Below are 25,303 nucleotides of genomic sequence, written 5' to 3' on the forward strand. Positions count from 1 at the left end.
GGGCGAGGGGGTGGCAGGGATGGCGGACATTGCCGCATTGTCGGAGTTCAAGTGGGCTTGAACACAAGCGACACGGATCGCGGCTTCGTGCTGTGATCTGGGCCTGCCATTGACGCGGGGCGATCAGGCCCCGTCGGACAGCGCCTTCATCTCCCGGTACAGGTCCGCCTTGCCCTCGAAGCCGATGCCGGGCAGCTCGGGCAGGGTGACGTAGCCGCCGTCCACCTTCACGCCGTCCGGGAAGCCGCCGAAGGGCTGGAACAGGTCGGGGTAGCTCTCGTTGCCGCCCAGGCCCAGGCCGGCCGCGATGTTCAGCGACATCTGGTGGCCGCCGTGCGGGATGCAGCGGCGGGCGGACCAGCCGTGCTCCTTCAGCATGTCCAGCGTGCGCAGGTACTCGACCAGGCCGTAGGAGAGCGCGCAGTCGAACTGCAGCCAGTCGCGGTCCGGGCGCATGCCGCCGTAGCGGATCAGGTTGCGCGCGTCCTGCATCGAGAACAGGTCCTCGCCGGTGGCCATCGGGTTCGTGTAGTAGTTGCGCAGCGTGGCCTGCAGCTCGAAGTCCAGCGGATCGCCCGGCTCCTCGTACCAGAACAGGTCGTACTGCGAGAGCGCCTTGGCGTACTGGATCGCGGTGTCGAGGTCGAAGCGGCCGTTGGCGTCCACGCAGAGCTTCTGGCCGTCCTGCAGCACCGAGAGGATGGAGTCGATGCGGCGCAGGTCTTCGTCGAGCGAGGCGCCGCCGATCTTCTTCTTGACGACCGTGTAGCCGCGGTCGATGTAGCTCCGCATCTCGTCCTTGAGCTTGCCGTGGTCCTGGCCCGGGTAGTAGTAGCCGCCGGCGGCGTAGACGAAGATCCTGCGGTCGGGCCGGCCGTCGCCGTAGCGCTCGGCCAGCAGCTGGAACAGCGGCTTGCCCTCGATCTTGGCCACTGCATCCCACACGGCCATGTCGATCGTGCCGATCGCCACCGAGCGCTCGCCGTGGCCGCCGGGCTTCTCGTTGGTGAACATCGCGTTCCAGATCTTGTGCGGGTCGAGGTTCTTGCCGCTGGCGTCGATCAGCGAGTACGGGTTCGCTTCCAGGATGCGCGGGATGAAGCGCTCGCGCATCAGCGTGCCCTGGCCGTAGCGGCCGTTGGAGTTGAAGCCGTAGCCGACGACCGGCTTGCCGTCGCGGATCACGTCGGTGATGACCGCCACTAAACTCAGGGTCATCTTGCTGAAGTCGATGTAGGCGTTGCGGATGGGCGAGCTGATCGGCAGGGTCTTCTCGCGGATGTCGACAATCTTCATGGGCGGTTTCCGAAGGTGTGGCTGAGGACGATGGCTGAATGATCGTCATCGGCCCGTGTTTCGGCCAATGCCTGTTTTTTCGCCTTTGATGCCCTGAAAGCACCGCCCCCGACATGACGATGAACCTGTCCTGGCTCGACGACTTCCTGGCGCTGGCGGCCAGCGGGAACTTCTCGCGCGCGGCCGAGGAGCGGCACATGACCCAGCCCGCCTTCAGCCGCCGCATCCGGGCGCTGGAGGAGTGGCTGGGCGCCGAACTGTTCGACCGCAGCAGCCAGCCCGCCCGGCTGACCGCCGCCGGCGAGTGGTTCCGCGAGACGGCGCAGGAGCTGATGGCGCGCGTGGCGCGCGTGCCGGGCGAGGCGCGGGCCGTCGCCGAGGCCCACTCGACGACGCTGCGCTTTGCCTCCACCCATGCGCTGTCCTTCACCTTCCTGCCGGAATGGCTGCGCAGCCTCGAATCAAGGGTCGAGGTCGGCCCGGTCACGCTGATCTCCGACGTGCTGGAGCGCTGCGAGGCCCTGCTGCTGGAGCGGCAGGTGCAGTTCGTCGTGAGCCACGGGCACCCGCAGGCCCCGAGCGAGCTGCAGGCGCAGGGCTTCCCCTTCGTCAGGGTGGGCAGCGACCTGCTGCTGCCGGTGTCCGCGCCGGGGCCCGACGGGCGCCCCCGGCATGCCCTGGCGGACGCGACGCCCGCGGCGCCGCTGCAGCTGCTGGGCTACAGCCCGGAGTCCGGCACGGGCCGCATCCTGCGCGAGGTCTGCGGCGCCGCCCTCGACCGCTGCCCGACCCAGGGCGCCTTCACGGCGCACCTGGCGTCCGTGCTGAGGACGATGGCGCTGACGGGCCGCGGCATGGCCTGGCTGCCGCGCCGCCTGATCGAGGACGACCTGGCCGCGGGCCGCCTGCTGGAGGCCGCACCGGCGCCGTGGCATGTGGACATGGACATCAGGCTCTATCGCGACCGGGCGCCGCTCGGGCATGCGGGGGAGCTGTTCTGGCAGGCGGCCGAGGAGGCCGTACAGTCCGGCCGTTAGCAAGACGCCAAGGAGCGGCATGACGACGACGACCGGCTACTCGGGAACCCCGCTGGCGAAGAAGCTCGGCCTCAACAAGCCGGCGATGCTGCTTCAGGTGCTGGGCCTGCCGCTGCCCGAATACCGCACGCTGCTGGGCCCGCTGCCGGGCATCGACTTCGTCAGGCTCAAGCGGCCCGCCGAGCGGGCGGACGTGCTGCACCTGTTCGCCACCGAGCGCGAGGCGCTGGCCAAGGAGCTGGCCGCGGCCCGCAAGGCGCTGCGCGACGATGCGGTCGTCTGGGTCTCCTGGCCCAAGAAGGCCGCCAAGGTGCCTACCACGATCACCGAGGACGTGATCCGCGAGCTGGCATTGCCCATCGGTTTCGTGGACATCAAGGTGTGCGCCGTCTCGGAGGTCTGGTCCGGCCTAAAGTTGATGGTGCGGCGCGAGTTCCGCGCCTGATGACGACGCACGGACAAGGAGACCGCTCATGTCGCTGGCCACGCTGAAGACGATGTTCGCCTACAAGGCCTGGTCCAACGAGGAGCTGTTCGAGCTGCTGTCCACGCTGGCGCCGGACCGTGCCGACAAGGTGCTGACCCCCGCGCTGCGCCGGCTCAACCACATCTACGTCGTCGACCGCCTGTTCCGCGCCCGGCTGGCCGGCGAGGCGTCCGAGCCCTTCGAGGCCACCAACACGCGCGAGACGCCCGCGCTGTCCCAGCTGCGCGAGGACGTGGCGGCCACCGACCGCTGGTATGTGGACTACGTGCGCGCGCTGACCGAGCCGCAGCTGGCCGAACCGCTGCCCTTTCGCTTCACCGACGGCGACGCCGGGCGCATGACGCGCGAGGAGATCCTGGTCCACGTGAGCCTGCACGGCGGCTACCACCGCGGCAACGTCGGCCAGATCCTGACCGACGCCGGCATCAATCCGCCGCGGGATCTCTACACGAAGTTCCTGCACCTCGCCGAGCCGGCGCGAAGGGCCGGCTGACCGGCCGGTCGGGCGCTCACCAGACCTTGCAGCGCTCCTCGGGCTTCTTCACCATCTTCTGCCCCGGCTTGCAGGAAAAAGCCTTCTCGAACTCGGGCATGTTCACGACCACGCCGTTGATGCGGTAGCGGCCGGGCGAGTGCGGGTCGGTCTTGGCCTTGACGCGCAGGAACTCGGGGCGGGCGTCGTTGCAATCCCACTGGGCATAGCCGACGAAGAAGCGCTGCTCGGGCGTCAGGCCGTCCCTGTTGTCCTTGTCCAGCGTCTTGTTGGCGATGTGCGCCTTCCAGGCCGAGTAGGCCAGCACCAGGCCGCCCAGGTCGGCGAGATCCTCGCCCAGCGTCAGCTTGGAGTTGATCCTGATGTCGTCGACGACGGTGTACTGGGCGTACTGGTCCGACACGCAGGCGGCGCGGGTCTCGAACTCCTGCGCGTCCTTCTTGGTCCACCAGTCCTTCAGGTTGCCCTTGGCGTCGAACTGGCGGCCCTGGTCGTCGAAGCCGTGGGTCAGCTCGTGGCCGATGGTGCCGCCGGTATTGCCGTAGTTGGGCGCGTCGTCCAGCTTCGCGTCGTAGAGCGGCGCCTGCAGGATGCCGGCGGGGAAGTTGATGTCGTTCATCTGCGGGTCGTAGTAGGCATTGACCGTCTGCGGGGTCATCTGCCATTCGCCGCGGGCCACCGGCTTGCCGATCTTGGCGAGCTGGCGCTTCGACTCGAACACATTGCCGCGCATCACGTTGCCGGCGAAGTCGCCGCGCGCCACCTGCAGCGACGAGTAGTCGCGCCATTGGTCGGGGTAGCCGATCTTGTTGGCGATCGAGTGCAGCTTCTCGCGGGCGCGCTTCTTCGTCGCCTCGCTCATCCAGGCCAGCGAGTCGATGCTCTTGCCCATCTCGGCCTCGATCTCCTGCGTCATCGTCAGCGTCGCCTGCTTCAGCTCGGGGCCGAAGTTCTGCGCCACGAATTCCTGGCCCAGCGCCTCGCCGAGCTGCTGGTCCACCAGCGCCACGCAGCGCTTCCAGCGCGGCTTCATCTGCGGGGCGCCGTTGAGCGTCTGGCCGAAGAAGTCGAAGTTGGCCTGCACCATCGCGTTGTCGAGATAGGGCGCATTGCTGCTGATCAGCTGCCAGCGCAGGTAGGTCCTGATGTCGGCCAGGCTCAGCGTGGCGAACTGCTTGTCCAGCGCCTTGAAGAAGGCCGGCTCGGTGACGTTGTAGACCTTCAGGCCCGGCGCCACGCCCAGCGCCTTGCGGTAGGCGGCCCAGTCGAAGTGCGGCGTGAGCGCCTGCAGGCCCTTGGCATCGACCTTGTGGAAGGTCTTGTACGGGTCGCGCTTGTCCACGCGGGTCAGCGTGGCGCGGGCCAAGGCGGTCTCGATCGCCATCACCGTGGTCGCGGCAGCCTTCGCCTGTGCGGCATCGCTGCCGGCCAGCTCGAAGCTGCGGGCCACGTGGGCGGCGTACTGCTCGCGCAGCGTCCTGGCCTTGTCGGTGTCGTCGGTGTAGTAGTCGCGGTCCGGCAGGCTGATGCCGCCGCCGGTGGCGAAGGCGATCACGCGGGTGGAATCGGCAAAGTCCTGGTTGGCGCCGAAGCCGAAGAAGAAGCGGTCACCGGCGGTGGCCAGGTGCAGCGCGGCGAGCAGGGTGGGCAGTTGCTTCTTGTCGGCGAGCGCGTCGATGCGGGCGAGCATCGGGGCCAGCGGCGCGAGGCCCGCCTTGTTGGCGGCGGCTTCGTCCATGCAGGCGGCGAAGTAGTCGCCCATGCGGGCCTGGTTGGCGTTGCGCGTGGCTTGCGCGTCGGACAGCTTGTCGAGGATGCCCCAGAGATAGCGCAGGTTCTCGTTGGCCATCTTCGAATACACGCCCCAGCGCGACTGGTCGGCCGGGATCGGATTGTTCTTGAGCCAGCCGCCGCAGGCGTACTGATAGAGGTCCTCGCAGGGGTCGACGCTGCGGTCCATCGCCGTGGTGTCGAGGCTCGGCACGTAGGGCAGGGCGCTGAGCGGGGCCTCGGGCGTCGATGGGGTCTGGGCGCAGGCCGCGGCGGCGGCGAGGCTCAGGGCGAGCAGGGCAGGCAGGCGTGCGGAGGACGGCATGGCGGGCTCTCTATTTTTTGCAAGCCCGCATTCTCAACCCAGGCATACGCCCGGCCGAAAGACACGCCTCTAGCGCAAACCCGCGTTGATCTTCGCCAGCGCCTTGGCGCCGGGGCAGAGCTCCGCCTCGGCGAGCTGGTTCAGAGGACGCGCCGAGGTGTTCAGCGCCTGATGAAGATCGCGCGCCTCCGGGTCCAGGTAGAGCAGGCCGGTGGCGATCTCGCCCGCGGCGGCCAGGGCCTGCACCTGGTTCATCGCGGCGATGCGATCGGTGGGCGCGTAGTCGGGCAGCAGGCGGCGCAGGCGGATGGCGCTGCCGTCGGGCTGCGGGACCAGGATCAGGCTCTCGTCGCCGGCCGCGTGCTGCTGCTCGGCCAGATCGATGAAGTCGATGCGGTTGACCGCCTCGTTGTGCTCGCGCACGTAGTCGTAGCTGCGGGTGCTGCCGGCGTGGTTGTTGAAGGCCACGCAGGGGCTGATCACGTCGATGAAGGCGGCGCCGCCGTGGCGGATCGCGCCCTCGATCAGCGGCACCAGCTGGTCCTTGTCGCCGCTGAAGCCGCGGGCCACGTAGCTGGCGCCCAGCTGCAGGGCCATGCTGACCAGGTCGATGGACGCATCGTGGTTGACCGCACCCTTCTTGGCCACCGAGCCGCGATCGGCCGTGGCGCTGAACTGGCCCTTGGTGAGGCCGTAGACGCCGTTGTTCTCGACGATGTAGACCATGCGCACGCCGCGCCGCATCGCGTGGGCGAACTGGCCCAGGCCGATCGAGGCGGAGTCCCCGTCCCCGCTGATGCCGAGATACAGCAGCTCGCGGTTGGCCAGGTTGGCGCCGGTCAGCACGCTGGGCATGCGGCCGTGCACGGTGTTGAAGCCGTGGCTCGCGCCGAGGAAGTAGTCCGGCGTCTTGGAGCTGCAGCCGATGCCGGACAGCTTGGCCACCCGGTGCGGCTCGATGTCCAGCTGCCAGCAGGCCTGCACGATCGCGGCGGAGACCGAATCGTGCCCGCAGCCGGCGCACAGCGTGGAGACCTTGCCTTCGTAGTCGCGCCGCGTGTAGCCGACCGCGTTCTTCGTCAGGCTCGGGTGGTGGAGCTTGGGCTTGGCGATGTAGGTCATGTCTAGAAGGCCTGAGTGGCCAGCACGTGGACCTGCCGCGTGATCGCCTCGGTGATGAAGCGCGCGGTGATCGGCGTGCCGTCGAAGTGCAGGATGCGGATCAGCTTGTCCGGCGCTGCGTCCAGCTCGTTGACCAGCAGCGTGCGCATCTGCGCGTCGCGGTTCTGCTCGACGACGAAGACGTGGGCATGCGCCTCGATGAATTCGCGCACGGCCGCCGGGAAGGGGAAGGCGCGCAGGCGCAGGCCGTCCAGCGCGATGCCGGCGGCGGCGAGCGCTTCGAGCGCCTCGTCCATCGCCGGCGCGGTCGAGCCGAAGTAGATGACGCCCAGGCTGGTCTTGCGCGCCGCGGGCGTCAGCACCGGCGGCGGCACCAGCGTCGCCGCGGTGGCGAACTTCTTCAGCAGGCGCTCGACGTTGTAGATGTAGTCCGGCCCCTTCTCCGAGTACAGCGCCCGCGGGTCGCGTGTGGTGCCGCGGGTGAAGTAGGCGCCCTTGCTCGGGTGGGTGCCGGGCAGCGTGCGCCAGGGGATGCCGTCGCCGTCCACGTCCTTGTAGCGGGCGAACTCGCGGCCGGCCTCCAGCTGCTCGGCCGTCAGCACCTTGCCGCGGTCGTAGCGGCGGGCGTCATCCCATTCGAGCGGATCGCACAGGCGCTGGTTCATGCCGATGTCCAGGTCTGTCATCACGAACACCGGCGTCTGCAGCCGGTCGGCCAGGTCCAGCGCGGCGGCGGCATGGTCGAAGCATTCCTTCGGGTCCTGCGGCAGCAGCAGCACGTGTTTCGTATCGCCATGCGAGGCGTAGGCGCAGGCCAGCAGGTCGGCCTGCTGGGTGCGCGTGGGCATGCCGGTGGACGGGCCGCCGCGCTGCACGTTGATCAGGGTCAGCGGGATCTCGGCGAAATAGGCCAGGCCGAGGAACTCGGTCATCAGCGAGACGCCGGGGCCGGAGGTAGCGGTGAAGGCGCGCGCCCCGTTCCAGCCGGCACCGGTGATGATGCCGATGGACGCGATCTCGTCCTCGGCCTGCACGATGGCATAGCGCGCCGTGCCATCGGCCGCATCGGTGCGCAGCTTGGAGCAGTATTTCTGGAAGGCCTCGGCCACCGAGGACGAGGGCGTGATCGGATACCAGGCGCAGACGGTGGCGCCGCCGTAGACGCAGCCCAGCGCCGCCGCCGCATTGCCCTCCATGAAGATGCGCTCGCCGATCAGCCCGTGGCGGGCCTTGACCTTGAGCCCCATCGGCGGCTCGCCCAGGTGGTCGCGCGCGAACTCGCGGCCGGCGTGCAGCGCGCGGACGTTGGAGTCCAGCAACCGTTCCTTGCCGCGGTACTGCTCGGCGAACAGCGCCTCGATGACCGTCGGGTCCATCTCCATCAGCTGCGACAGCGCGCCCAGCACCATGATGTTCTTGAACAGCTGGCGCTGGCGGGCGTCCTCGTAGGTGGCGTTGCAGATGGCGGTGACCGGCATGCCGATCACATGGATGTCCTTGCGGAACTCGCTCTCGGGCAGCGGCCGGGTGCTGTCGTAGAACAGATAGCCGCCAGGCTCCACCTCGGCGACGTCCTGCGCCCAGGTCTGCGGGTTCATCGCCACCATCATGTCGATGCCGCCGCGCCGGCCTAACCAGCCATCCTGACTGACACGGACTTCGTACCAGGTCGGCAGGCCCTGGATGTTGCTCGGGAAGATGTTGCGCGGGCTCACCGGCACGCCCATGCGCAGGATGGCCTTGGCGAACAGCTCGTTGGCCGAGGCCGAGCCCGAGCCGTTGACGTTGGCGAACTTGACGACGAAGTCGTTCACTGCATCGATGCGGCTCATTGGTGCTCCCCGCTGGTCGAGTACGCCCAGCGACCCTCCGAGAGGGTGGGGCCTTGCTTGGGGCGGCCCGGCGCTGCGGCCCTCATGCGGCGGCCCTCCGCACCGGCAGGTCGCGGCAGGCATGGCCCGCCTGCGTGGTCTGCAGGAGGAACTTCTGCATGTCCCAGGCCCCGGTCGGACAGCGCTCGGCGCACAGGCCGCAGTGCAGGCAGACGTCCTCGTCCTTGACCATCACGCGGGCCGTCTTCAGCGGCGCGCTGACGTAGAGATCCTGGGTCTCGTTGAGCGCCGGCGCCTTCAGCATCTGGCGCAGCGCCGGCTCGTCGGCATTGCCGGTGAAGGTGATGCAGTCCATCGGGCAGATGTCCACACAGGCATCGCATTCGATGCAGGCCTTTTCGCTGAACACGGTCTGCACGTCGCAGTTCAGGCAGCGCCGCGCCTCGTGGATCGCGGTGGCCGTGTCGAAACCCAGCTCCACCTCTACCTTGATGCTGGCCAGCGCCTTCTCGGCCGCGGCCCAGGGCACCTTGTGGCGCAGCTCGTTGGTGGGGCCGTTGTCGTAGCTCCACTCGTGGATGCCCATCTTTTGCGAGATCAGGTTCACATGCGGCGGCGGGCGCTTGGTGACCGGCTCACCGTGCAGGTAGCGGTCTATCGAGACGGCAGCCTCGTGCCCATGGGCGACGGCGCTGATGATGTTCTTCGGGCCGAAGGCCGCGTCGCCGCCGAAGAAGACCTCGGGCCGGCTGGACTGGAAGCTCTGCGCGTCGAGCACCGGCAGGCCGGTCCTGGCGTCGAAGGCGATGCCGGCGTCGGCCTCGATCCAGGGGAAGGCGTTCTCCTGGCCGACGGCGAGCAGCACCTGGTCGCAGGGGATCGTGATTTCATCACCCTGCGTCACGCGCTTGAAGCGCATGCCGGTCAGTCGACCTTGGCCGTCATGTTCGAAGGCCAGCGGCACATGGAAGTCGAGGATCGGGATGCCTTCGTGCTCCGCGTCCTCCTTCTCCCAGGGCGAGGCCTTCATCTGCGCATAGCCGCTGCGCACGGCCACGGTGACCGACTCGGCGCCGAGCCGCCGCGACGAGCGGCAGCAGTCCATCGCCGTGTTGCCGCCGCCCAGCACGATCACGCGCGGCTTGACGGAAGTGACATGGCCGAAGGAGACGCTGGCCAGCCAGTCGATGCCGATGTGGATATCGGCCGCGGCTTCGCGCCGGCCGGGCAGGTCCAGGTCGCGCCCGCGCGGCGCGCCGCAGCCGACGAAGACCGCGTCATAGCCCTCGCCCAGCAGCGCCTTCATCGAGGCGATCCGCTGCCCGGCGCGGAACTCCACGCCGAGGCCGAGGATGTAGCCGCACTCCTCGTCGATCACCCGCTCCGGCAGGCGGAATCGCGGGATCTGCGTGCGGATGAAGCCGCCCGCCTTGGCCTCGCCGTCGAACACGGTGACCGCATAGCCCTGCACCGCCAGATCCCGTGCGACGGCCAGCGAGGCCGGCCCGGCGCCGACGCAGGCCACGCGCCTGCCGTTCTTCGCCAAGGGCGTGGGCAGCATCGCGCGCAGCTGCTCGGTCTTGTTGTCGGCTGCCACGCGCTTGAGCCGGCAGATCGCCACGGCTTCCGGCTTCTCGGCGTTCTTCTCCTCCACCCGCCCGCGCCGGCAGGCCGGCTCGCAGGGCCGGTCGCAGGTGCGGCCGAGGATGCCGGGGAAGACGTTGGAGACCCAGTTCACCATGTACGCCTCGTCATGGCGGCCCTGGGCGATCAGGCGGATGTATTCGGGGACTGGCGTGTGGGCCGGACAGGCCCACTGGCAATCGACGACCTTGTGGAAGTAGGCCGGATTCGCGGTATCGCTACGCTGCACTGAACTGTCTCCTTCGCCAGCCTCGTGGGGCCAGGTCTTCGGTCCAGTCTACGCCTGCGGGAGGCGCCTCGGCGAGCCCCGGGCAAACCCCGTCAGCCGCCCGGCAAGACGCCCAGCACCTCCCGTCGCCACACCGGCGGCAGTTGCTTGGCCTCCCAGGCCCAGACGGCGGGCTTCACCGCGCGGGTGCTGCGGTACTGGGCGGTGTCGAGCAGGCCGCGGCGCACCTCGTCGCTCAGGGCCAGCTGCTCGATGCGGATCGGCCGCGCGCGGCCGCGGGCGAGGTTCAGCTGGCCGGCGTCGCTGAAGATGTATTCGCGGGCCAGCCGCGCGGCGTTCGGGTGCGGCGCGTGCGGATTGATGATCGGCGTGTAGCCGCTGGTGATCGAGCCGTCGGCCGGGATCAGCACCTCGAAGTCCGCCGCCGCCGCACGCCCCAGCCGCTCGCGCATCGTCAGCGCGAGGAAGTCCCACATCAGGTAGACGTCCACGTCCTCGCCGTCCTTGATGCGCTGAAATGTCGGGTTATGTGAGCGGAGTCTGCCGGCGCGGGCCAGGCGGGCGAACTGCCCCAGGGCCGGCTGCAGCTGGGTCTCGCCGCCGCCCAGCGCCACGGCCGCGGCCAGCACGGCGGCATTGGCCTGGGCCGAGGTGCCCACCGCGCCGACCAGGACGGTCAGGCTGCCGTCGAACAGCGCGCGCCAGTCGCGTGGCGGCCGGGCGACGCGGCGCTTGTCGACCATGAAGGCCAGGGTGCCGGTGTAGGCCAGCGCCCAGTAGCCGTCCTCGTCCTTGGCCCAGCCGGGGATCTGCGCCCAGGGCGCGGGCTTCAGCGGCAGGCTGGCGCCGCGGCCGCGCGCCACCGCCGCGTATTCGTAGCCCACGTCGCCGATGTCCACCGTGCCGGCGCGGCCCTCGCGGGCCATGCGCTCGATCTCCTCGGCGCTGCCCATGTTGGTGTCGCTGTGCTGCAGGCCGTAGAGCCGCTTCAGGTCAGCCCAGGTCTGGCCCCAGTTGGCCCAGCTGTCGGGCATGCCGACGCTGACGAGGCTGCCTTCCGCCCGCGCGGCCGCGGCCAGCCCGGCGCTGATGCCGGGCACCTGCTGGGCGACCCCCGGGTCGGTGGCCAGGGCGGCGCCCACGGTGAGGGCGAAGTCGCGGCGGTTCATCGAAGCCGATTGTGTGCCTCACGGGACCTTAAGCTTCAAACCCGATAATGCAGGGATGTCAAAGTTCCCTGCTGCCGCCGGGCTGGCCCTGCTGCTGGCCGGCTGCATGTCCAACCCGCTCGCGCCGGCGCCCAAGGCGGTCTACCAGAGCGAGCGCTTCCAGTCCGACGAGACCTTCTCGCGCCTGTTCGACAGCAGCGTGGAGGACACCTGCGAGGCCGCGCGCCGCGCGCTGCTGAGCCAGGGCTACATCATCAACGCCTCGGCCACCGGCCAGATCACCGGCAGCAAGCGCTTCCAGCCCAATGGCGAGGACCATGTGGAGATCAACTTCACCGTGGTCTGCGTGCCCGACGGCAAGGGCAACGCGGTGTCCACCGCCTATGTGTCCGCGCAGCAGGACCGTTATGTGATCAAGCGCAGCGCCAATTCGGCCAGCGTGGGCGTGGGCGCGATCGGCTCGATCTCGGTGCCGCTGTCGTCCTCGCAGGACTCGCTGGTCAAGGTGGCCTCGGAGACGATCCCGGCCGGCGAGTTCTATGACCGCTTCTTCGCGCTGATGTCGAGGATGCTCAAGGAGCAGTTGAGCGACAAGGGCTAGGGTCTGTCCGTAGTGTGAACAGGCCCTAGTGCCGCTGCGGCGGCGCCTCGGCCGCCTCCGCCGCGCGCTGCAGCAGCAACTGCTGTTCGCGCACATTGCGGGTCAGCGCCGCGGCCCGCTCGAATTCGATCTTCGCCTCGGGCAGCCGCCCCAGCTTCAGCAGCAGGTCGCCGCGCACGCTGGGCAGCCAGTGGTAGCCCTTGAGCTGGGGCAGGGCCATCAGCTCGTCCACCAGCGGCAGCGCCTGGGCCGGGCCGTAGGCCATGCCGATGGCCACCGCGCGGTTCAGCTCGACCACCGGCGAGGGCCGCAGCTGGGCCAGCGCGTCGTAGAGCGCGACGATCAGCGGCCAGTCGGTGTCCCCGGGCAGCCGGGCGCGGGCGTGGCAGGCGGCGATTGCCGCCTGCAGCGCATAGTTGCCCAGCGATGCGCCTCTCGCGGCCAGCAGCTGCTGGGCCTTCCCTAACGCCGAGAGTCCACGGCGGATCAGCAGCTGGTCCCAGCGTGAGCGGTCCTGCTCCAGCAGCAGCACCGGCCGGCCCTGCGCATCGGTACGGGCGGCGGTGCGGGAGGCCTGGATCTCCATCAGCGCCACCAGGCCCAGCACCTCGGGCTCCTCGGGCGTCAGGCCGGCCAGGATGCGGCCCAGGCGCAGCGCCTCGTCGCACAGGGCCGGGCGCATCCAGTCCTCGCCGGCGGTGGCCGAGTAGCCCTCGTTGAAGATCAGGTAGATCACCTCCAGCACCGAGTCCAGGCGCTCGGCGCGTTCGGCCTCGACCGGCACCTCGAAGGGCACGCCGGCGGCGGTCAGGCTGCGCTTGGCGCGGACGATGCGCTGGGCGATCGTCGGCTCCGGCGCGAGGAAGGCGCGGGCGATCTCGTCGGTGGACAGGCCGCCCAGCAGCCGCAGCGTCAGCGCCACCCGGGCCTCGGTGGAGAGCACCGGATGGCAGGCGGTGAAGATCAGCCGCAGCAGGTCGTCGCCGATGGTGTCCTGCCGCGCGGCGTCCAGCGCATCGACGAAGTCCGGCTGCACATGGGCGCCGAGCGCCTCCATGTCGCCGACCAGTTCCTCTTCCTTGCGCGCGTGCAGCGCATGCTGGCGCAGGCGGTCGAGGGCCTTGTTCTTGGCGGCGGTCATCAGCCAGGCCCCGCAATTGGCCGGGATGCCGTCGCGCGGCCAGGTCTCCAGCGCGGCGACCAGGGCATCCTGCGCCAGTTCCTCGGCCAGGCCCACGTCGCGCACCAGCCGGGCCACGCCGGCGATGATCTTGGCCGACTCGATCCGCCACGCGGCGGCGATGCGGCGGTCGATCTCATCACGGGGCACCGTCGACATGACGCGTTATTCCTGCGGAGGCATGCCGCTCATGTGGACGAGTTCCCACTTGTGCCCGTCCAGGTCCTCGTAGCCGTGCGAGTACATGAAGCCGTGGTCCTGCGGCTCGGGCTGGGCGGTGCCGCCGGCGGCCACGGCCTTGGCGACGAGGCTGTCCACCTCCTCGCGGCTGTCGCAGGACAGGCAGGTCAGCACCTCCACGCTCTCGTGGGCGTTGACGATGGTCTTCTTCGTGAAGGTCGCGAAGAAGGGCTCGGTGAGCAGCATCGCGAACAGGTTCTCGCCCAGCATCAGGCAGGCGCCCTGGTCGTTGCTGAACTGCGGGTTGAACTGATAGCCCAGCGACTCGAAGAAGGCGCGCGAGCGCTTCATGTCCTTGATGGGCAGGTTGACGAAGATCTGCTGGTGGCTCATGGCTTGCTTACTCCGGATTGAATTGATGCGGCTGCACGAGGTTGATGAGGTTGCCGCAGCCGTCCTCGAACAGCACGGCGGTGATCGGGCCCATCGCGCGCGGCTCGCCGCGCACGGTGACGCCGGCGGCGCGCAGCCGGGCGACCTCGCTGGCGATGTCGGTGGTGATGAAGGCGGTGGCCGGGATGCCGGCGTCGAACAGCGCCTGCTGGTAGGCGGCCGAGGGCGGGAAGCCCAGCGGCTCCAGCACCAGCTCCACGCCGTTGATGCCGTCGGGCGAGCTGACGGTGAGCCAGCGGTACTCGCCCATCGGGATGTCGGCCATCTTGGTGAAGCCGAGCTTGGCCGTGTAGATCTCCAGCGCCTGCGCCTGGTCCTTCACGGTGACGCTGATGAACTTGAGCTGCATGGTGGCAAGTCTCCTTTCGTTTACTTGGCGGACTCGGCCGCGGCCTTCAGGTTGGCCAGGCCGGCCTCGAAGTCGGGCCCGACCATGCGGTCCATGCCGACGATGGTGTCCATCAGCTTGGTCATGTAGGGCGCCGGGCCGCTCATTGACCAGGTCACGCGGGTGCCGCCGCCTTCGGGCGCCAGCGTGAACAGCGCCAGGTTGTGCGCCTCCATCGGCTTGGTGAAGTCGAGCTTGAAGGCGACGCGGCTGGCGGGCACGCTTTCCGCGATTTCCATGCTGCCCTCGCCGGTCTCCTTGCCGACCCAGGCGTAGCGGGCGCCGGGGCCGCTGGCGGGGCCGGTGTAGGTGAGGGCGGCCGTGGGCTCCTTGCGCAGCCAGGGGTTCCAGGTGTTGAAGGCCTTGAGGTCGGCGATCAGCGGGTAGACCTTGTCGGGCGACGCCTGGATGAGGGCGCTGCGCTCGAGCTTGAAGCTGTCGGGCTTGGTCGCGGCATAGATCAGCACGCAGGCGATCAGGGCCAGCAGGATCAGGGCAATGGTCTTGAACATCGTGGGTCCTTTGTTGCTTGTTGGTTTGTCGTTCGTCAGCCTTTGTGGAGCACGCCGCCGGGCTCGAAGTCCTCGTTCTCGTACAGCGGGCGCACCTCGATCTCGCACTCGAAGCCCTTGCCGAACGGAGCCGGGAAGCGGCGCGCCCATTCCATCGCCTCGTCGCGCGAACGCACCTGGATCAGCGTGTAGCCGGCCAGCAGTTCCTTGGTCTCGGCGAAGGGGCCGTCGATGACGCTGCGGCCGCCGTCCCGGCCGTAGCGGATGCGCCAGCCCTGGCTGCTGGGCCTCAGGCCGTTGGCGTCCAGCAGCACACCGGCCCGGGCCAGTTCCTCGTGGAAGGCGCCCATCTCGGCCATCACCGTGTCGTCGTCGGGCAGCACGCCGGCCTCGCTGACCGGGGTGCCCTTGACCATGATCATGAAGCGCATGGTGTCTCTCCTTGTCGTGGGTCCATGCCGCTACGACGAACGGCGGCGACGAGGATCGACAGGCGCGGCGCGGAATTTATCTAGTCGTAGCAGGGGCCGACGGCCCGCACCTCGACCGTCGCCCACTCGGCCGCCGGGCAGCGCGCCGCGATCTCCAGCGCCTGCTCGCGGCTGTCCACCTCCAGCAGGAAGAAGCCGCCGACCATCTCCTTGGCCTCGGCGAAGGGGCCGTCCAGGGTGGTGGCGCGGCCCTGGCGCACCTGCAGCCGCGTGGAAGGGGTGGAGAGCGAGTTGCTGGCCAGCAGCAGGCCCTGGGCCTGCAGCGCGGCGCCGAACTCGCCCATGCGGGCATAGACCTCGTGGCCCTTGTCGAGGCCGCGCTCGGCGCGCTGGCCGACCGGTTCGTTGATCAGGAGCAGGTATTGCATGGCGTCACGCTTTCAGCTTGTCCTTGAAGAAGGCGATCGTACGGTCCCAGGCCTGGCCGGCCGCGGCGGCGTCGAAGCGGGGCGTCGTGTCGTTGTTGAAGCCGTGCTGGACGCCGGGATAGGTGAAGGCCTGGTAGGCGACGTGATGGGCCTTCAGCGCCTGCTCGTAGGCGGGCCAGCCGGCGTTGATGCGTTCGTCGTCGCCGGCGTACTGGATCAACAGCGGGGCCTTGATCTTCGCCACGTCGGCGGCCGGCGGCTGGGCGCCGTAGAAGGGCACGCCGGCGGCCAGTTCCGGCACTTGCGTGGCGAGGTAGTTGACGATGCCGCCGCCCCAGCAGAAGCCGACCACGCCGACGCGGCCGTTGCCCATCGGCACGCGCATCAGGTGGCGGGCCACGGCCAGCATGTCGGCGCGGGTCTTGGGTGCGTCGAGCTTGGCGAAGAGGTCGCGGGCCTTGTCCTCGTCGCCGGGGTAGCCGCCCAGCGGGGTCAATGCATCGGGGGCGACGGTGAGAAAACCGTCCAGCGCGAGGCGGCGGGTGATGTCCTCGATGTGCGGGTTGAGGCCGCGGTTCTCGTGGACCACCATCACCACCGGCAGCTTGCCCGCGGCGCCCTTGGGCCAGGCGACGTAGGCGTTGATCTTGCCGTTGCCCTCGGGCGAATCGATCTGCACGCGGTGGGTCGCCAGCCGGGCGTCGTCCGGCCTGACCTTCTGCGCGGCGGCGAACTGCGGGCTCAGCGCGGCCAGCAGGCCGGCCGCGCCGCCGACGGTGCCGGCAGCGTACTGCTGGGCCTGTTCGAGGAAGCCGCGGCGGCTCAGGTCGCCGTGGACGTAACGGTCGAACAGCTTCAGCACCTCGGGCCGGAAATCGGCGGCAGTCTGATGTGGCATGGCGGGCTCCTCCCTGGTCGGATCGATCGATCAGGCCGGGATCTTCACGGCCTTGCGCCCGATGGTCAATCGGGGCAAGAGCCGTGCCGGGAGGAGCTCGGTCAGCGGCGGCGGCGCCAGGCCTTGATGCCGAACACGCCCAGCCCCGCCAGGAACAGCAGCGCCGGCGCCGGCTCGGGCACGGCGGCGGTCGAGGGCTCGGCGATCGCGCTGGAGGCGTCCAGCGTCGACACGGTGGCGCTGACGGTCGAGCCGTCGAGGAAGACGCGGGCGGAGAGGCTGAAGACGCTGGCGCTGTTGGTCAGGTCGTCGGGATGGAAGGTCGTGATGTCGTAGCCGTTCGGGTTCAGCTGCCAGCCGCTCGTGCTGTTGTACATCGCGGTCAGCGCGGCGCCGGCCTGGGCCGGCGTGACGATATTGCCGTTGAGCAGCAGCACGCCGTTGAGCTGGCCGGCGATCAGGTTGCCGGTGGTCTCGGCGTCGTTGCCGTTCAGCGCGGTGGTGACCGAAGCGCTGCCGTTGGCATTGATCGTGACGGACAGCAGGTTGTAGTTGGTGGGCGAGCCCGAGGTGGAGCTGAGCGGGTTGAGCGTCAGGCCGAAGTTGGACCAGATCGCGCCGTTCGCGTCGGTACTGGAGAACTCGCCGAACTGCGAGTAGTCCATGCCCAGGCTCCACAGGCTGGCGCTCGGCGCGGACATGGTCCAGGGATCGGTGATGCGGGTCTCGGCGATGGTCGGGTTGTCGGCCACCACGCCGCGCTTGGCGTTGGCATTGGACTTGGTGTACTTCAGCGCGTAGTAGCCGCCGATGAAGCCCTTGTACAGCTGCAGCTGGGTCCAGTTCGTCGCGGTGCTGCCGCCGACGCTGGTGTCCACGCGCGGGTAGGGGTTGGAGTCGTAGGTGCCGGTCCAGCCGGCCGCGCCGGGCTTGCCGAGGAAGCTCCAGGTGTGCCAGCCGGCCCCGCCGACGGGTACGCCGCCGAAGGAGTTCATGTACTGGTCGTCCCAGCGGCCGGTGGGCAGTTCGTCCTTGTTGTCGGTGTACCAGATGCGATCCTTCTTCCAGCCGTCGGTGGTGGAGAAGATGTCGGTGGACCGGCTGGTGGCCGAGGTGTCGGACGGGGCGCCGTGCGCCGGCGGCGAGGCCGACATCAGCGCGAGGGCGGCGACGATGGCCGCGGTCAGCGGCAGGAACGAGCGAGTCGTGGTGGGCACCATGGCGACGAACTCCAGATGGCGAGCGCCCTCATAGGGGCGAATCTGCCGATTGGCGCGCGGAGCCAGGAAGTCCGTACTGCTTTGACCACGACGAGCAACACGCCAACCGGCAAGGGCTGGCCTCCCACTTGGAGGCGGATGCTGCGCCGCTGGTCCGGGAGCGTCAACAAGGACGAAGGGCTTGCGACGCCGGCGCCGCAAGCCCTTGATTCGGCTGGCAATATTGTTACAATTTCGTAACAGAAAACCTATGCCGCCAGTGTGCCCATTCGCTGGGCTTCATGCGCTCACTTGGTGGCGATCAGCGCTTCCAGCTCGTCCATCACCCGGTTCATGCGGCGCACGACCGCCTGGTAGGGCGCCGGCGTGGCCATGTCCAGGCCGGCGGCCTTGACCAGCAGGTACGGGTCGTCTGAGCCGCCCGCCTTGAGCAGCGTGAAGTAGCGGTCCCGCAGCGCGGTGTCGCCCTTGCCGATGCCCTCGGCGAAGTAGGCCGCGGCGCTGATGCAGGTGGCGTACTGGTAGACGTAGAAGTCGCGGTAGAAGTGGGGGATGTAGGCCCACTCGATGCCGTAGAGATCGTCGATCTTCAGCACGCCCTCGGCGTCGCCGTGGTAGCGCTTGAGCAGGTCCAGGTAGATGGCGCTGAGCTTCTCGCCGGTGATCGGCTCGCCCTTCTCGACCGCCTCGTGCGCCTTCAGCTCGAACTCGGCGAACATTGCCTGGCGGAAGAAGGTGCCGCGGATGTTCTCCAGTTCCTGGCTCAGCGCGAAGATCTTCTCCTGCTTGCTCTTTGCATGCTCGACCATGTAGTCGGCCAGCAGCAGCTCGTTGGCGGTGGAGGGGATCTCGGCGATGAAGGTGGAGTAGTCGCTGGTCTCGAAGGGCTGGGCGCCGGTCGTGTAGACCGTGTGCATCGCGTGGCCCCACTCGTGGGCCAGCGTGCTGAGGCTGTTGTAGTTGTTGTTGAAGCTCATCAGCAGGAACGGATGCACGTCGTAGGCCGAGCCGTTCATGTAGGCGCCGCTGCGTTTGCCGCGCTGGGGCACCGAGTGCATCCAGTTGCCCTTGAAGCCGGCGGCCAGCTTGTCGGTGTAGTCCTTGCCCAGCGGCTGCAGCGCGGTCAGCGTGAGCTGCTCGGCTTCGGCCACCGTGTAGCTGGCCGAGGGCTTGGCCAGCGGCACGTAGATGTCCTGGTAGCCGGCGCTCTTCAGGCCCAGCATCCTGCTGCGCAGCTTGAAGTAGCGGTGCAGCGTGGGCAGGCCCTTGTTGGTCTCCTCGACCAGCGTGCGGTAGACGGCCTCGGGGATGTTGTCGCCGCCCTGGGCCATCGCCACGCTGGTGGGGAAGTTGCGCGCGCGGGCCTGGAAGACGGTGCCGCGCAGGTTGGCGGCGTAGGTGGCGCCGAGCGTGCGCTCATAGGCCTTGAAGACCGGCCAGAAGGCCTTGAACACCTGCAGGCGGATCTTCGGATCGGCGTCGGAGCGGTACTTGACGTACTGCTCCTGGTCCAGCGTCACTTCCTTGCCGTGGATCTTCACCTTGGGCCAGGGCATGTCGGCATTGGCCAGCAGGTTGTAGATCGCCTGGGGCTGCTGCAGCGGCTCGGCGGCGGAGGCCAGCAGCGCCTCTTCCTTGGCGCCCAGCACATGGGCCGACAGGCGCAGGATCGTGCGCAGGCCGTAGGCATGCTTGGCCAGGCCGGCGTCCTGGGCGATGAAGCCGTTGACCTTGTCGGCGCCCAGCGCGGCGACCTCGGTGTTCAGCCAGGAGGTGGCCTCGCCGAACTGGTTGAAGGCCGCGTCGGCCTGCTGGTTGCGCGCCTGGTTCTCGGTGATCTTGGTGTTCTCGTCGGCGCGCAGGCTGGCGTAGACGGCCAGGCGGTAGATGCGCTTCTTCACCGCCGAGATCTGGTCCATGCCGGCGCGCAGCGCGCCCGCATTGGCGCCCAGCGTGCCCTGCAGGGCCTTGAGCTTCGGCAGCTCGGCCAGGATGGCCTGGCGCTCGGTCTCCCAGGCCGCGGCGTTGGGGTACAGCGGCGTCAGGTCCCAGACGCCGGCGGCGTCCATCGTGGGTGCGGCGGCGGCGGGGGCGGTGGCAGCCTGGGCCGGCAGGATCTGCAGCGAGGCGGCGGCCAGGGCCAGGGCGATGGCGGTCAATTTCATGGGCGAGTGCTCGTGGCTTCGTATGAAGCCGGCGATTTTGCACGCGGCGCCCGGGGGTGCCGTTCGTCACCTCGGGTTGGCCCGAGGCCTTGTCAGCGCCGTGGCAGCGTCAATGTTGCCCGCAGCCCGCCCTCCGGCCGGTTCGTCAGTGCCAGCGTGCCGCCCTGGCGCTGCATCAGGTCCCGCGCGATGTACAGGCCCAGGCCGGTGCCGCCGGTGTGCTTGCTGCGCGAGGCATCGACGCGGAAGAAGGGCTGGAACACGTCATCCAGCAGCGCGGGCGGGATGCCCGGCCCGGCGTCGTCGATGGTGATGCGCAGCTGTTCGCCGGTCAGCTGAACCTCGACCTCAGCCCGCCCGCCGTAGCGCAGCGCGTTGTCGACCAGGTTGCCCAGCACGCGGCGCAGCGCGCCCGGCTGCACCTGGGTGACGGCCTCCTCGGCGCCGGTGTAGGCGACCGGCTGGCCCTGCTCGGCGAGGTCGTCGGCCATCGACTGCAGCAGCGCCGCCACGTCGGTCTTCTGCATCGGCTCGGGGTTGCCGTCGGCGCCGCGGAAGACCTCCAGCGTGTTGTCGATCAGCGCGTTCATCTCGCGCAGGTCCGAGATGTTCTTCTGCTGCAGCTCGGACTCGGCGTTGTCCGCCATCTCGATGCGCATGCGCATGCGGGTCAGCGGCGTGCGCAGGTCGTGCGAGATCGCGGCCACCATCAGCCCGCGCGAGCGGAAGTGCTCGCGCAGCCGGCGCGCCATGTCGTTGAAGACCTTGGCCGTCTCGCGCACCTCCAGCGTGCCCTCGTGCTCGTCCAGCTCCGGCGGCGCGGCGCCGCCCTCGGCCAGCGAGCTGCCCAGCCGCTGCGAGGCGCTGACCAGCCGGCGCATCGGTTGCGACACCCAGCGCGAGCCGAACCAGGCCGCCAGGCCGATCACCAGCAGGCGCACGCCGTAGTCGATCGCGAGCAGGCGCCCGCTCATCTCGCGCCGGGCGCCGAAGCGGGGGCCGGGCGGCGGACCGTTGTCCATCGCCGTGCCCGGCGGCGGCCCGCGCATGCCGTCACCCGGGCCAGGGCCAGGGCGCGGTCCGGGGCCGCGGGGCATGCCGGGCGTCGGCGGCATCGTCGGCAGCGTGGCCATGCGGCCGGGGATGCCGTTGCCGCCGAACATCTCGTGTTCCTCGCCGCTGAAGGTGCTGGCGAACTGCACCACCGTGATGGCGAGCAACTGGCTCACCACCAGCGAACCCCAGATCAGGACAAAGAGACGCTTGGCCAGCGTGTCGGCGAACTTGCGCGCGAGCCAGTCCTTCGTCATCCACTCACCTGGCAGTCGAACAGATAGCCCTCGCCGCGCATCGTGCGGATCATCCGCGGTTCGCGCGAGGAGTCGCCCAGCTTCTGCCGCAGACGCGAGACGCTGAGGTCGATGCTGCGGTCATTGACGACCACGCCCGGCGCGCGGGTCAGGTCGATCAGCTGGTCGCGCGTCATCACGCGGCCGGGCCGGTCGACGAAGGCCGACAGCAGGCGGAACTCGGCGTTGGACAGGACGACGACCACTTCCTCCGGCGAGCGCAGCTGGCGCAGCACGCGGTCGAACTTCCAGCCCTCGAACTGCACGCTGCGCGACTTGCTCGGCTCCATGCCGCGCTCGCCCTTCTTCGTGCGGCGCAGCACCGCGTTAATGCGGGCCACCAATTCGCGCGGCTCGAAGGGCTTGGGCAGGTAGTCGTCGGCGCCCATCTCCAGGCCCAGCACGCGGCTGACCGGGTCGCCCTGCGCCGTCAGCATTACCACCGGCGTCTGCGAGTTCTGCTGCACCCACTGGCACAGCGACAGGCCGCTCTCGTCGGGCAGCATCAGGTCCAGCACGATCACGTCGAACACCTGGCCCGAGCCCATGGCTCGGCGCATCTCGACCCCATCGGCCGCGGTGCTCACCTCCATGCCGAAACGGCCCAGGTAATCGCTCACCGCGTGGCGGATCTCGGCATCGTCGTCGACGACGAGGCAGCGGGTCATGGTTTCCTCCTGCTTGGCCGCACGTTGGGCCAGGAAGCGGCCCGCCTCGGGCGGACTGGCGAACCATACACCAGTGCCGTTCTTCATCACGATCATGGCGGGCACCGCTCAGGCCGCGATCGCCATGGTCAGCGCCGCGGCGTAGCCGTTCGTGACGTCGCCGCTGACGGTGGACATCTCCAGGGTCACGCCGTCGCTGAACACGCCGTCGGTGGCGAAGCTGATGCGGGCGAAGTTGGCGATGCTGGCGCTGTAGCCGCTGGCCGTGTTGTAGACGGTGTTGCAGGCGTCCGTCGGGAAGGCCAGCTGCGTGGTCTTCAGCGCCTTGGTGTACGAGGTGGCGGTGGCCGCGCTGGCGTAGACCTCGATGTGGATGTGCGGCATGCGGCCGGAGTAGCAGCCGGGAAAGACGGTGGTGAAGGTGGCCGTGCCGTCGCTGCCGGTCACCTGCACGCCGCGCAGGTAGTTCTCGGCGGTCACGCCGCTGCTGTACATCGAGTAGCGGCCCTCGCGGTCGCAGTGCCAGATGTAGATGGCATAACCGGAAAGATCAGCGCAGGCGCCGTTGGCGTTCTGCAGCGTCAGCTTGACCGTCAGCGGCACGCCGCCGGCGGTGGTGGTGCTGCCGCCGAAGCTGCTGCGGATGTCGCTGCGCAGGATGCCGCTGAGCGTCAGCGCGTTGGCGATCGAGCCGTTGGCGGTGTTGGAGCCGTCGGCCGGATAGGGGCCGTTGGTCTCCTCGGGGATCACGCTGCAGCTCGAGGACGTGGAGCCGGAGCTGGTGCTGCCGCCGCTGGAGCTGCTGCCGCCACTGCTGCTGGAGGCCACGGTGCTGTCGCCGCCTCCGCCGCCGCAGGCCACCAGCGTCAGCGTGCCGACGCCGGTGACGGCGGCCAGCCAGCCGAGGGCGCGGCGGCGTTGCGCGCGTTGCGCATTGATCCGCTGGATGTCGTGGGCCAGGCCCTGGTCGTGGTCGTGGAGGTGTTGCATGACGCCATTGCAGCGCCGGCCCTTGTCATCCACTTAGCGGCTTTGTGTCGAGCTTGACACATGCGGGCAAGGGAATTGCCGCGTCGTCCAGAATCCCTACCCATGAGCAAGATGAAGAACAAGACCCTGCCCCTGTTGCTGCTGCTCGCCGGCCTGGCGACGGCCTCCCAGGCCCAGACCCTGCGCTGGGCCGCCGCCGGCGACGTGCTGACGCTGGACCCCTTCGCCCAGAACGAGACACTGACCAACACCATCAACGGCCAGATCCACGAGTTCCTCGCCACCCGCGACCAGAACCTGAACCTGGCGCCGCAGCTGGCCACGGAATGGAAGCAGACCGGCCCGCTGAAGTGGGTGTTCAAGCTCCGCCCGGGCGTCAAGTTCCACGACGGCCGGCCCTTCACCGCGGACGACGTGATCTTCTCGGTCAATCGCGCGAAGCAGCCCAGCTCCCAGGTGGCCGTCTACGCCAACGCTTTGGGCGAGCCGAGGAAGGTCGACGATCTCACCGTCGAGTTCACGCTGAAGGAAGTGAACCCGATCTTCCTGCAGCACGTGACCACGATCTACATCATGAGCAAGGGCTGGGCCGAGGAACACAAGGCCACCAAGACGCAGGACTTCTCCGCCAAGGAGGAGAGTTATGCCGCCTTCCATGCCAACGGCACCGGCCCCTTCATGCTGGAGAGCCGCACGGCCGATTCGAAGACGGTGCTCAAGCGCAACCCGAACTACTGGGGCAGGATCGAGGGCAATCTGCAGCAGGTGGTCTACACCCCGATCAAGAGCGAGGCCACGCGCACCGCGGCGCTGGTCTCGGGCGAGGTGGACTTCGTGCTCGATCCCTCGCCGCGCGACCTGGACCGCCTCTCCCACACGCCCGGCGTCAAGATCGTCAACGGGCCCGAGAACCGCATCATCTTCATCGGCCTGGATCAGGGCCGCGACCAATTGCTGTACTCGGACGTGAAGGGCAAGAACCCGTTCAAGGACGTCCGCGTGCGCCGCGCGCTGTACCAGTCCATCGACATCGAGACGATCAAGACCAAGCTGATGAACGGCCAGTCCGCGCCGACCGGCGCCGTCGTGCCCTCGCCGCTGGGCGACTACAACGACGCCGAGATCGAGAAGCGCCTGCCCTTCGATCTCGAGGCCGCGAAGAAGCTGCTGGCCGAGGCCGGCTACCCGGCCGGCTTCGGCTTCACGCTGGACTGCACCAACGACCGCTACGTCAACGACGAACGCATCTGCGTGACCCTGGCCGCGCAGTGGGCCAAGGCGGGCCTGAAGGTCAAGGTCAACGCCCAGCCCAAGGCGCTGACCTTCAACAAGCTGGAGCAGCTGGACACCAGCGCCTACATGTTCGGCTGGGGCGGCTCGATCACCGATGCCGAGCCGATCTTCACGACGCACTATCGCAACCGCGGCGCCAAGGGCCAGGGCGAGTACAACCGCGGCAACTTCAAGGACGACGAGCTGGACGCGCTGGTCGTGGCCTCGTCGAAGGAGGCTGATCCGAAGAAGCGCGAGGCGCTGGTGAAGAAGGCCTTCCTGCGCGAGCAGGAGCAGGTCCACTACATCCCGCTGCACCGCCAGTTCATTCCCTGGGCGGCGCGCAGCAATGTGAGCGTCGTCCACCGGCCGGACAACTGGCTGGAGCTGCGCTGGGTCAGCGTGGGGCCGGCCAAGTAGCCAGCAGCGCGGGAAGCTGGGCCATGTCGGTGAAGACATGGCTGGCGCCCGCGGCCAGCAACTGCTCCGGCGAGCCGTGCGAGGGGCCGCCCGGCGCATAGCCGAACACGGTGGCGCCCGCGGCCACGCCGGCGGTGACGCCGGTCGCCGTGTCCTCGATCACCGCGCAGCGCCGCGGGTCCGCGCCCAGCGCCGCCGCGGCGGCCAGATAGACATCGGGCGCCGGCTTGGAGCGCGGCATCTCGTGGCCGCTGAAGATGCGGCCTTCGAACAGCTCGTACAGGCCCACCTTGCGCAGCTGCAGCTCGATCTTCGGCCGGTCCGCGCCGGACGCGCAGGCGATGCGGCCGCCGCTGGCCTCGCGCAGCGCCGCCACCGCGGCCGGCGCACCGGGGATCACTTCCAGCTCGTTCGCCAGCGCCTTGTTGCGCGCCGCGCGGAAGCTGCTCAGCCACTCCTCGGTCAGCGGCCTGCCGGTCATCCGCTCGATCAGCGGCGCCTGGTCGCGCACCAGCTTGCCGATGAACAGGCGCATGCACTCGTCCAGGCCCAGCGTCCAGCCGGCCTCGGCCAGCATGCGCTGCAGCACGATGTGGGTGATGGTCTCGGAGTCGACGAGCACGCCGTCGCAGTCGAACAGGATGGCTTCGAATTTCATGCGGGGGATTGGAGCATGTCACGCCCGCTTCACGCGCCGCCCCGATGATCCCGCGTCATCGTCCTGACACTCTGTTGCGCGCACGT

At 69.0% G+C, this 25,303-nt stretch carries 24 protein-coding genes; 5 read left to right on the forward strand and 19 right to left on the reverse strand.

Annotated elements, in window-relative coordinates:
* Positions 1-123 precede the first annotated feature (123 nt).
* Complete coding sequence (locus B0W88_RS01780; protein ID WP_077032932.1) at positions 124-1,296, reverse strand: mandelate racemase/muconate lactonizing enzyme family protein; 1,173 nt, start codon at positions 1,294-1,296, stop codon at positions 124-126.
* Between the two features lie 113 nt (positions 1,297-1,409).
* On the opposite strand from B0W88_RS01780, the gene B0W88_RS01785 reads away from it, so the two are divergent.
* The 3 genes from B0W88_RS01785 to B0W88_RS01795 are packed head-to-tail and all read left to right on the forward strand — an operon-like array spanning position 1,410 to position 3,313.
* Positions 1,410-2,333, forward strand: a complete 924-nt coding sequence (locus B0W88_RS01785) for a LysR family transcriptional regulator (protein ID WP_369973834.1) — start codon at positions 1,410-1,412, stop codon at positions 2,331-2,333.
* A gap of 19 nt (positions 2,334-2,352) precedes the next feature.
* Positions 2,353-2,778 (forward strand): DUF3052 family protein, encoded by a 426-nt coding sequence (locus tag B0W88_RS01790; protein ID WP_077032933.1) that lies wholly within the window; start codon positions 2,353-2,355, stop codon positions 2,776-2,778.
* A 28-nt stretch (positions 2,779-2,806) separates the two neighbouring features.
* On the forward strand, positions 2,807-3,313 hold the full coding sequence (locus B0W88_RS01795; protein WP_077032934.1) for a DinB family protein: 507 nt from the start codon (positions 2,807-2,809) through the stop codon (positions 3,311-3,313).
* Positions 3,314-3,329: 16 nt separating this feature from the next.
* On the opposite strand, the gene B0W88_RS01800 is transcribed toward B0W88_RS01795, so the two are convergent.
* The 5 genes from B0W88_RS01800 to B0W88_RS01820 all read right to left on the reverse strand — a co-directional run bounded on the left by B0W88_RS01800 (position 3,330) and on the right by B0W88_RS01820 (position 11,404).
* On the reverse strand, positions 3,330-5,408 hold the full coding sequence (locus B0W88_RS01800) for a M13 family metallopeptidase (RefSeq protein ID WP_077032935.1): 2,079 nt from the start codon (positions 5,406-5,408) through the stop codon (positions 3,330-3,332).
* Positions 5,409-5,477: 69 nt separating this feature from the next.
* Positions 5,478-6,530, reverse strand: a complete 1,053-nt coding sequence (locus B0W88_RS01805) for a 2-oxoacid:ferredoxin oxidoreductase subunit beta (protein WP_077032936.1) — start codon at positions 6,528-6,530, stop codon at positions 5,478-5,480.
* Positions 6,531-6,532: 2 nt separating this feature from the next.
* Positions 6,533-8,362, reverse strand: a complete 1,830-nt coding sequence (locus tag B0W88_RS01810; protein ID WP_077032937.1) for a 2-oxoacid:acceptor oxidoreductase subunit alpha — start codon at positions 8,360-8,362, stop codon at positions 6,533-6,535.
* 82 nt (positions 8,363-8,444) lie between these two features.
* Entirely contained in the window at positions 8,445-10,235 is a 1,791-nt protein-coding gene (locus B0W88_RS01815) for an FAD-dependent oxidoreductase (protein WP_077032938.1), read from the reverse strand.
* Between the two features lie 92 nt (positions 10,236-10,327).
* Positions 10,328-11,404 (reverse strand): ABC transporter substrate-binding protein, encoded by a 1,077-nt coding sequence (locus tag B0W88_RS01820; RefSeq protein WP_077032939.1) that lies wholly within the window; start codon positions 11,402-11,404, stop codon positions 10,328-10,330.
* 55 nt (positions 11,405-11,459) lie between these two features.
* On the opposite strand from B0W88_RS01820, the gene B0W88_RS01825 reads away from it, so the two are divergent.
* Positions 11,460-12,005, forward strand: coding sequence for a DUF2242 domain-containing protein (locus tag B0W88_RS01825; RefSeq protein ID WP_077032940.1), 546 nt, complete (start codon positions 11,460-11,462; stop codon positions 12,003-12,005).
* Between the two features lie 25 nt (positions 12,006-12,030).
* Here the strand turns inward: B0W88_RS01825 and B0W88_RS01830 are convergent, their stop codons facing one another.
* From B0W88_RS01830 to B0W88_RS01885, 12 genes are all read right to left on the reverse strand, one after another.
* Positions 12,031-13,344 (reverse strand): RNA polymerase sigma factor, encoded by a 1,314-nt coding sequence (locus B0W88_RS01830; protein ID WP_077032941.1) that lies wholly within the window; start codon positions 13,342-13,344, stop codon positions 12,031-12,033.
* 6 nt (positions 13,345-13,350) lie between these two features.
* Complete coding sequence (locus tag B0W88_RS01835) at positions 13,351-13,758, reverse strand: VOC family protein (protein ID WP_077032942.1); 408 nt, start codon at positions 13,756-13,758, stop codon at positions 13,351-13,353.
* A 7-nt stretch (positions 13,759-13,765) separates the two neighbouring features.
* Positions 13,766-14,167, reverse strand: coding sequence for a VOC family protein (locus B0W88_RS01840; protein ID WP_077032943.1), 402 nt, complete (start codon positions 14,165-14,167; stop codon positions 13,766-13,768).
* Between the two features lie 20 nt (positions 14,168-14,187).
* On the reverse strand, positions 14,188-14,718 hold the full coding sequence (locus B0W88_RS01845) for an SRPBCC family protein (protein WP_077032944.1): 531 nt from the start codon (positions 14,716-14,718) through the stop codon (positions 14,188-14,190).
* 35 nt (positions 14,719-14,753) lie between these two features.
* Positions 14,754-15,149, reverse strand: coding sequence for a YciI family protein (locus B0W88_RS01850; RefSeq protein ID WP_077032945.1), 396 nt, complete (start codon positions 15,147-15,149; stop codon positions 14,754-14,756).
* A gap of 80 nt (positions 15,150-15,229) precedes the next feature.
* Positions 15,230-15,577: a YciI family protein gene (locus B0W88_RS01855; RefSeq protein WP_077032946.1), complete on the reverse strand. Its 348-nt coding sequence runs from the start codon at positions 15,575-15,577 to the stop codon at positions 15,230-15,232.
* A 4-nt stretch (positions 15,578-15,581) separates the two neighbouring features.
* The gene (locus B0W88_RS01860) at positions 15,582-16,475 is read right to left on the reverse strand and encodes a dienelactone hydrolase family protein (protein ID WP_077032947.1); all 894 of its coding nucleotides are present in this window, start codon (positions 16,473-16,475) and stop codon (positions 15,582-15,584) included.
* Positions 16,476-16,576: 101 nt separating this feature from the next.
* On the reverse strand, positions 16,577-17,692 hold the full coding sequence (locus B0W88_RS01865; protein WP_158080776.1) for a PEP-CTERM sorting domain-containing protein: 1,116 nt from the start codon (positions 17,690-17,692) through the stop codon (positions 16,577-16,579).
* A gap of 290 nt (positions 17,693-17,982) precedes the next feature.
* On the reverse strand, positions 17,983-19,860 hold the full coding sequence (gene pepF, locus B0W88_RS01870) for an oligoendopeptidase F (RefSeq protein WP_077032949.1): 1,878 nt from the start codon (positions 19,858-19,860) through the stop codon (positions 17,983-17,985).
* A 92-nt stretch (positions 19,861-19,952) separates the two neighbouring features.
* Positions 19,953-21,170: a HAMP domain-containing histidine kinase gene (locus B0W88_RS01875; RefSeq protein ID WP_077032950.1), complete on the reverse strand. Its 1,218-nt coding sequence runs from the start codon at positions 21,168-21,170 to the stop codon at positions 19,953-19,955.
* On the reverse strand, positions 21,167-21,973 hold the full coding sequence (locus B0W88_RS01880; protein WP_369973835.1) for a response regulator: 807 nt from the start codon (positions 21,971-21,973) through the stop codon (positions 21,167-21,169). The genes B0W88_RS01875 and B0W88_RS01880 overlap by 4 nt, the downstream gene beginning before the upstream one ends.
* Before the next feature lie 12 nt (positions 21,974-21,985).
* Positions 21,986-22,867: an intradiol ring-cleavage dioxygenase gene (locus B0W88_RS01885; RefSeq protein WP_077032951.1), complete on the reverse strand. Its 882-nt coding sequence runs from the start codon at positions 22,865-22,867 to the stop codon at positions 21,986-21,988.
* Between the two features lie 102 nt (positions 22,868-22,969).
* Between B0W88_RS01885 and B0W88_RS01890 the strand changes: the two genes are divergently transcribed.
* Entirely contained in the window at positions 22,970-24,559 is a 1,590-nt protein-coding gene (locus B0W88_RS01890) for an ABC transporter substrate-binding protein (RefSeq protein ID WP_233151593.1), read from the forward strand.
* Here the strand turns inward: B0W88_RS01890 and B0W88_RS01895 are convergent.
* Positions 24,537-25,226 carry an HAD family phosphatase gene (locus B0W88_RS01895; RefSeq protein ID WP_144006541.1) on the reverse strand — a complete coding sequence of 230 codons (690 nt, stop codon included), beginning with the start codon at positions 25,224-25,226 and terminating at the stop codon, positions 24,537-24,539. The genes B0W88_RS01890 and B0W88_RS01895 overlap by 23 nt on opposite strands.
* Positions 25,227-25,303 lie beyond the last annotated feature (77 nt).

The sequence above is a fragment of the Pelomonas sp. KK5 genome (genome assembly GCF_001984095.1).
Classification (GTDB): Bacteria; Pseudomonadota; Gammaproteobacteria; order Burkholderiales; family Burkholderiaceae_C; genus KK5.

What these genes read in the sequence shown, in the direction of transcription:
- B0W88_RS01780 (WP_077032932.1), bottom strand. Translation starts at nt 1,296, where the DNA reads ATGAAGATTGTCGACATCCGCGAGAAGACCCTGCCGATCAGCTCGCCC.
- B0W88_RS01785 (WP_369973834.1), top strand. Translation starts at nt 1,410, where the DNA reads ATGACGATGAACCTGTCCTGGCTCGACGACTTCCTGGCGCTGGCGGCC.
- B0W88_RS01790 (WP_077032933.1), top strand. Translation starts at nt 2,353, where the DNA reads ATGACGACGACGACCGGCTACTCGGGAACCCCGCTGGCGAAGAAGCTC.
- B0W88_RS01795 (WP_077032934.1), top strand. Translation starts at nt 2,807, where the DNA reads ATGTCGCTGGCCACGCTGAAGACGATGTTCGCCTACAAGGCCTGGTCC.
- B0W88_RS01800 (WP_077032935.1), bottom strand. Translation starts at nt 5,408, where the DNA reads ATGCCGTCCTCCGCACGCCTGCCTGCCCTGCTCGCCCTGAGCCTCGCC.
- B0W88_RS01805 (WP_077032936.1), bottom strand. Translation starts at nt 6,530, where the DNA reads ATGACCTACATCGCCAAGCCCAAGCTCCACCACCCGAGCCTGACGAAG.
- B0W88_RS01810 (WP_077032937.1), bottom strand. Translation starts at nt 8,362, where the DNA reads ATGAGCCGCATCGATGCAGTGAACGACTTCGTCGTCAAGTTCGCCAAC.
- B0W88_RS01820 (WP_077032939.1), bottom strand. Translation starts at nt 11,404, where the DNA reads ATGAACCGCCGCGACTTCGCCCTCACCGTGGGCGCCGCCCTGGCCACC.
- B0W88_RS01825 (WP_077032940.1), top strand. Translation starts at nt 11,460, where the DNA reads ATGTCAAAGTTCCCTGCTGCCGCCGGGCTGGCCCTGCTGCTGGCCGGC.
- B0W88_RS01830 (WP_077032941.1), bottom strand. Translation starts at nt 13,344, where the DNA reads ATGTCGACGGTGCCCCGTGATGAGATCGACCGCCGCATCGCCGCCGCG.
- B0W88_RS01835 (WP_077032942.1), bottom strand. Translation starts at nt 13,758, where the DNA reads ATGAGCCACCAGCAGATCTTCGTCAACCTGCCCATCAAGGACATGAAG.
- B0W88_RS01840 (WP_077032943.1), bottom strand. Translation starts at nt 14,167, where the DNA reads ATGCAGCTCAAGTTCATCAGCGTCACCGTGAAGGACCAGGCGCAGGCG.
- B0W88_RS01845 (WP_077032944.1), bottom strand. Translation starts at nt 14,718, where the DNA reads ATGTTCAAGACCATTGCCCTGATCCTGCTGGCCCTGATCGCCTGCGTG.
- B0W88_RS01850 (WP_077032945.1), bottom strand. Translation starts at nt 15,149, where the DNA reads ATGCGCTTCATGATCATGGTCAAGGGCACCCCGGTCAGCGAGGCCGGC.
- B0W88_RS01855 (WP_077032946.1), bottom strand. Translation starts at nt 15,577, where the DNA reads ATGCAATACCTGCTCCTGATCAACGAACCGGTCGGCCAGCGCGCCGAG.
- B0W88_RS01860 (WP_077032947.1), bottom strand. Translation starts at nt 16,475, where the DNA reads ATGCCACATCAGACTGCCGCCGATTTCCGGCCCGAGGTGCTGAAGCTG.
- pepF (WP_077032949.1), bottom strand. Translation starts at nt 19,860, where the DNA reads ATGAAATTGACCGCCATCGCCCTGGCCCTGGCCGCCGCCTCGCTGCAG.
- B0W88_RS01875 (WP_077032950.1), bottom strand. Translation starts at nt 21,170, where the DNA reads ATGACGAAGGACTGGCTCGCGCGCAAGTTCGCCGACACGCTGGCCAAG.
- B0W88_RS01880 (WP_369973835.1), bottom strand. Translation starts at nt 21,973, where the DNA reads ATGATCGTGATGAAGAACGGCACTGGTGTATGGTTCGCCAGTCCGCCC.
- B0W88_RS01885 (WP_077032951.1), bottom strand. Translation starts at nt 22,867, where the DNA reads ATGCAACACCTCCACGACCACGACCAGGGCCTGGCCCACGACATCCAG.
- B0W88_RS01890 (WP_233151593.1), top strand. Translation starts at nt 22,970, where the DNA reads ATGAGCAAGATGAAGAACAAGACCCTGCCCCTGTTGCTGCTGCTCGCC.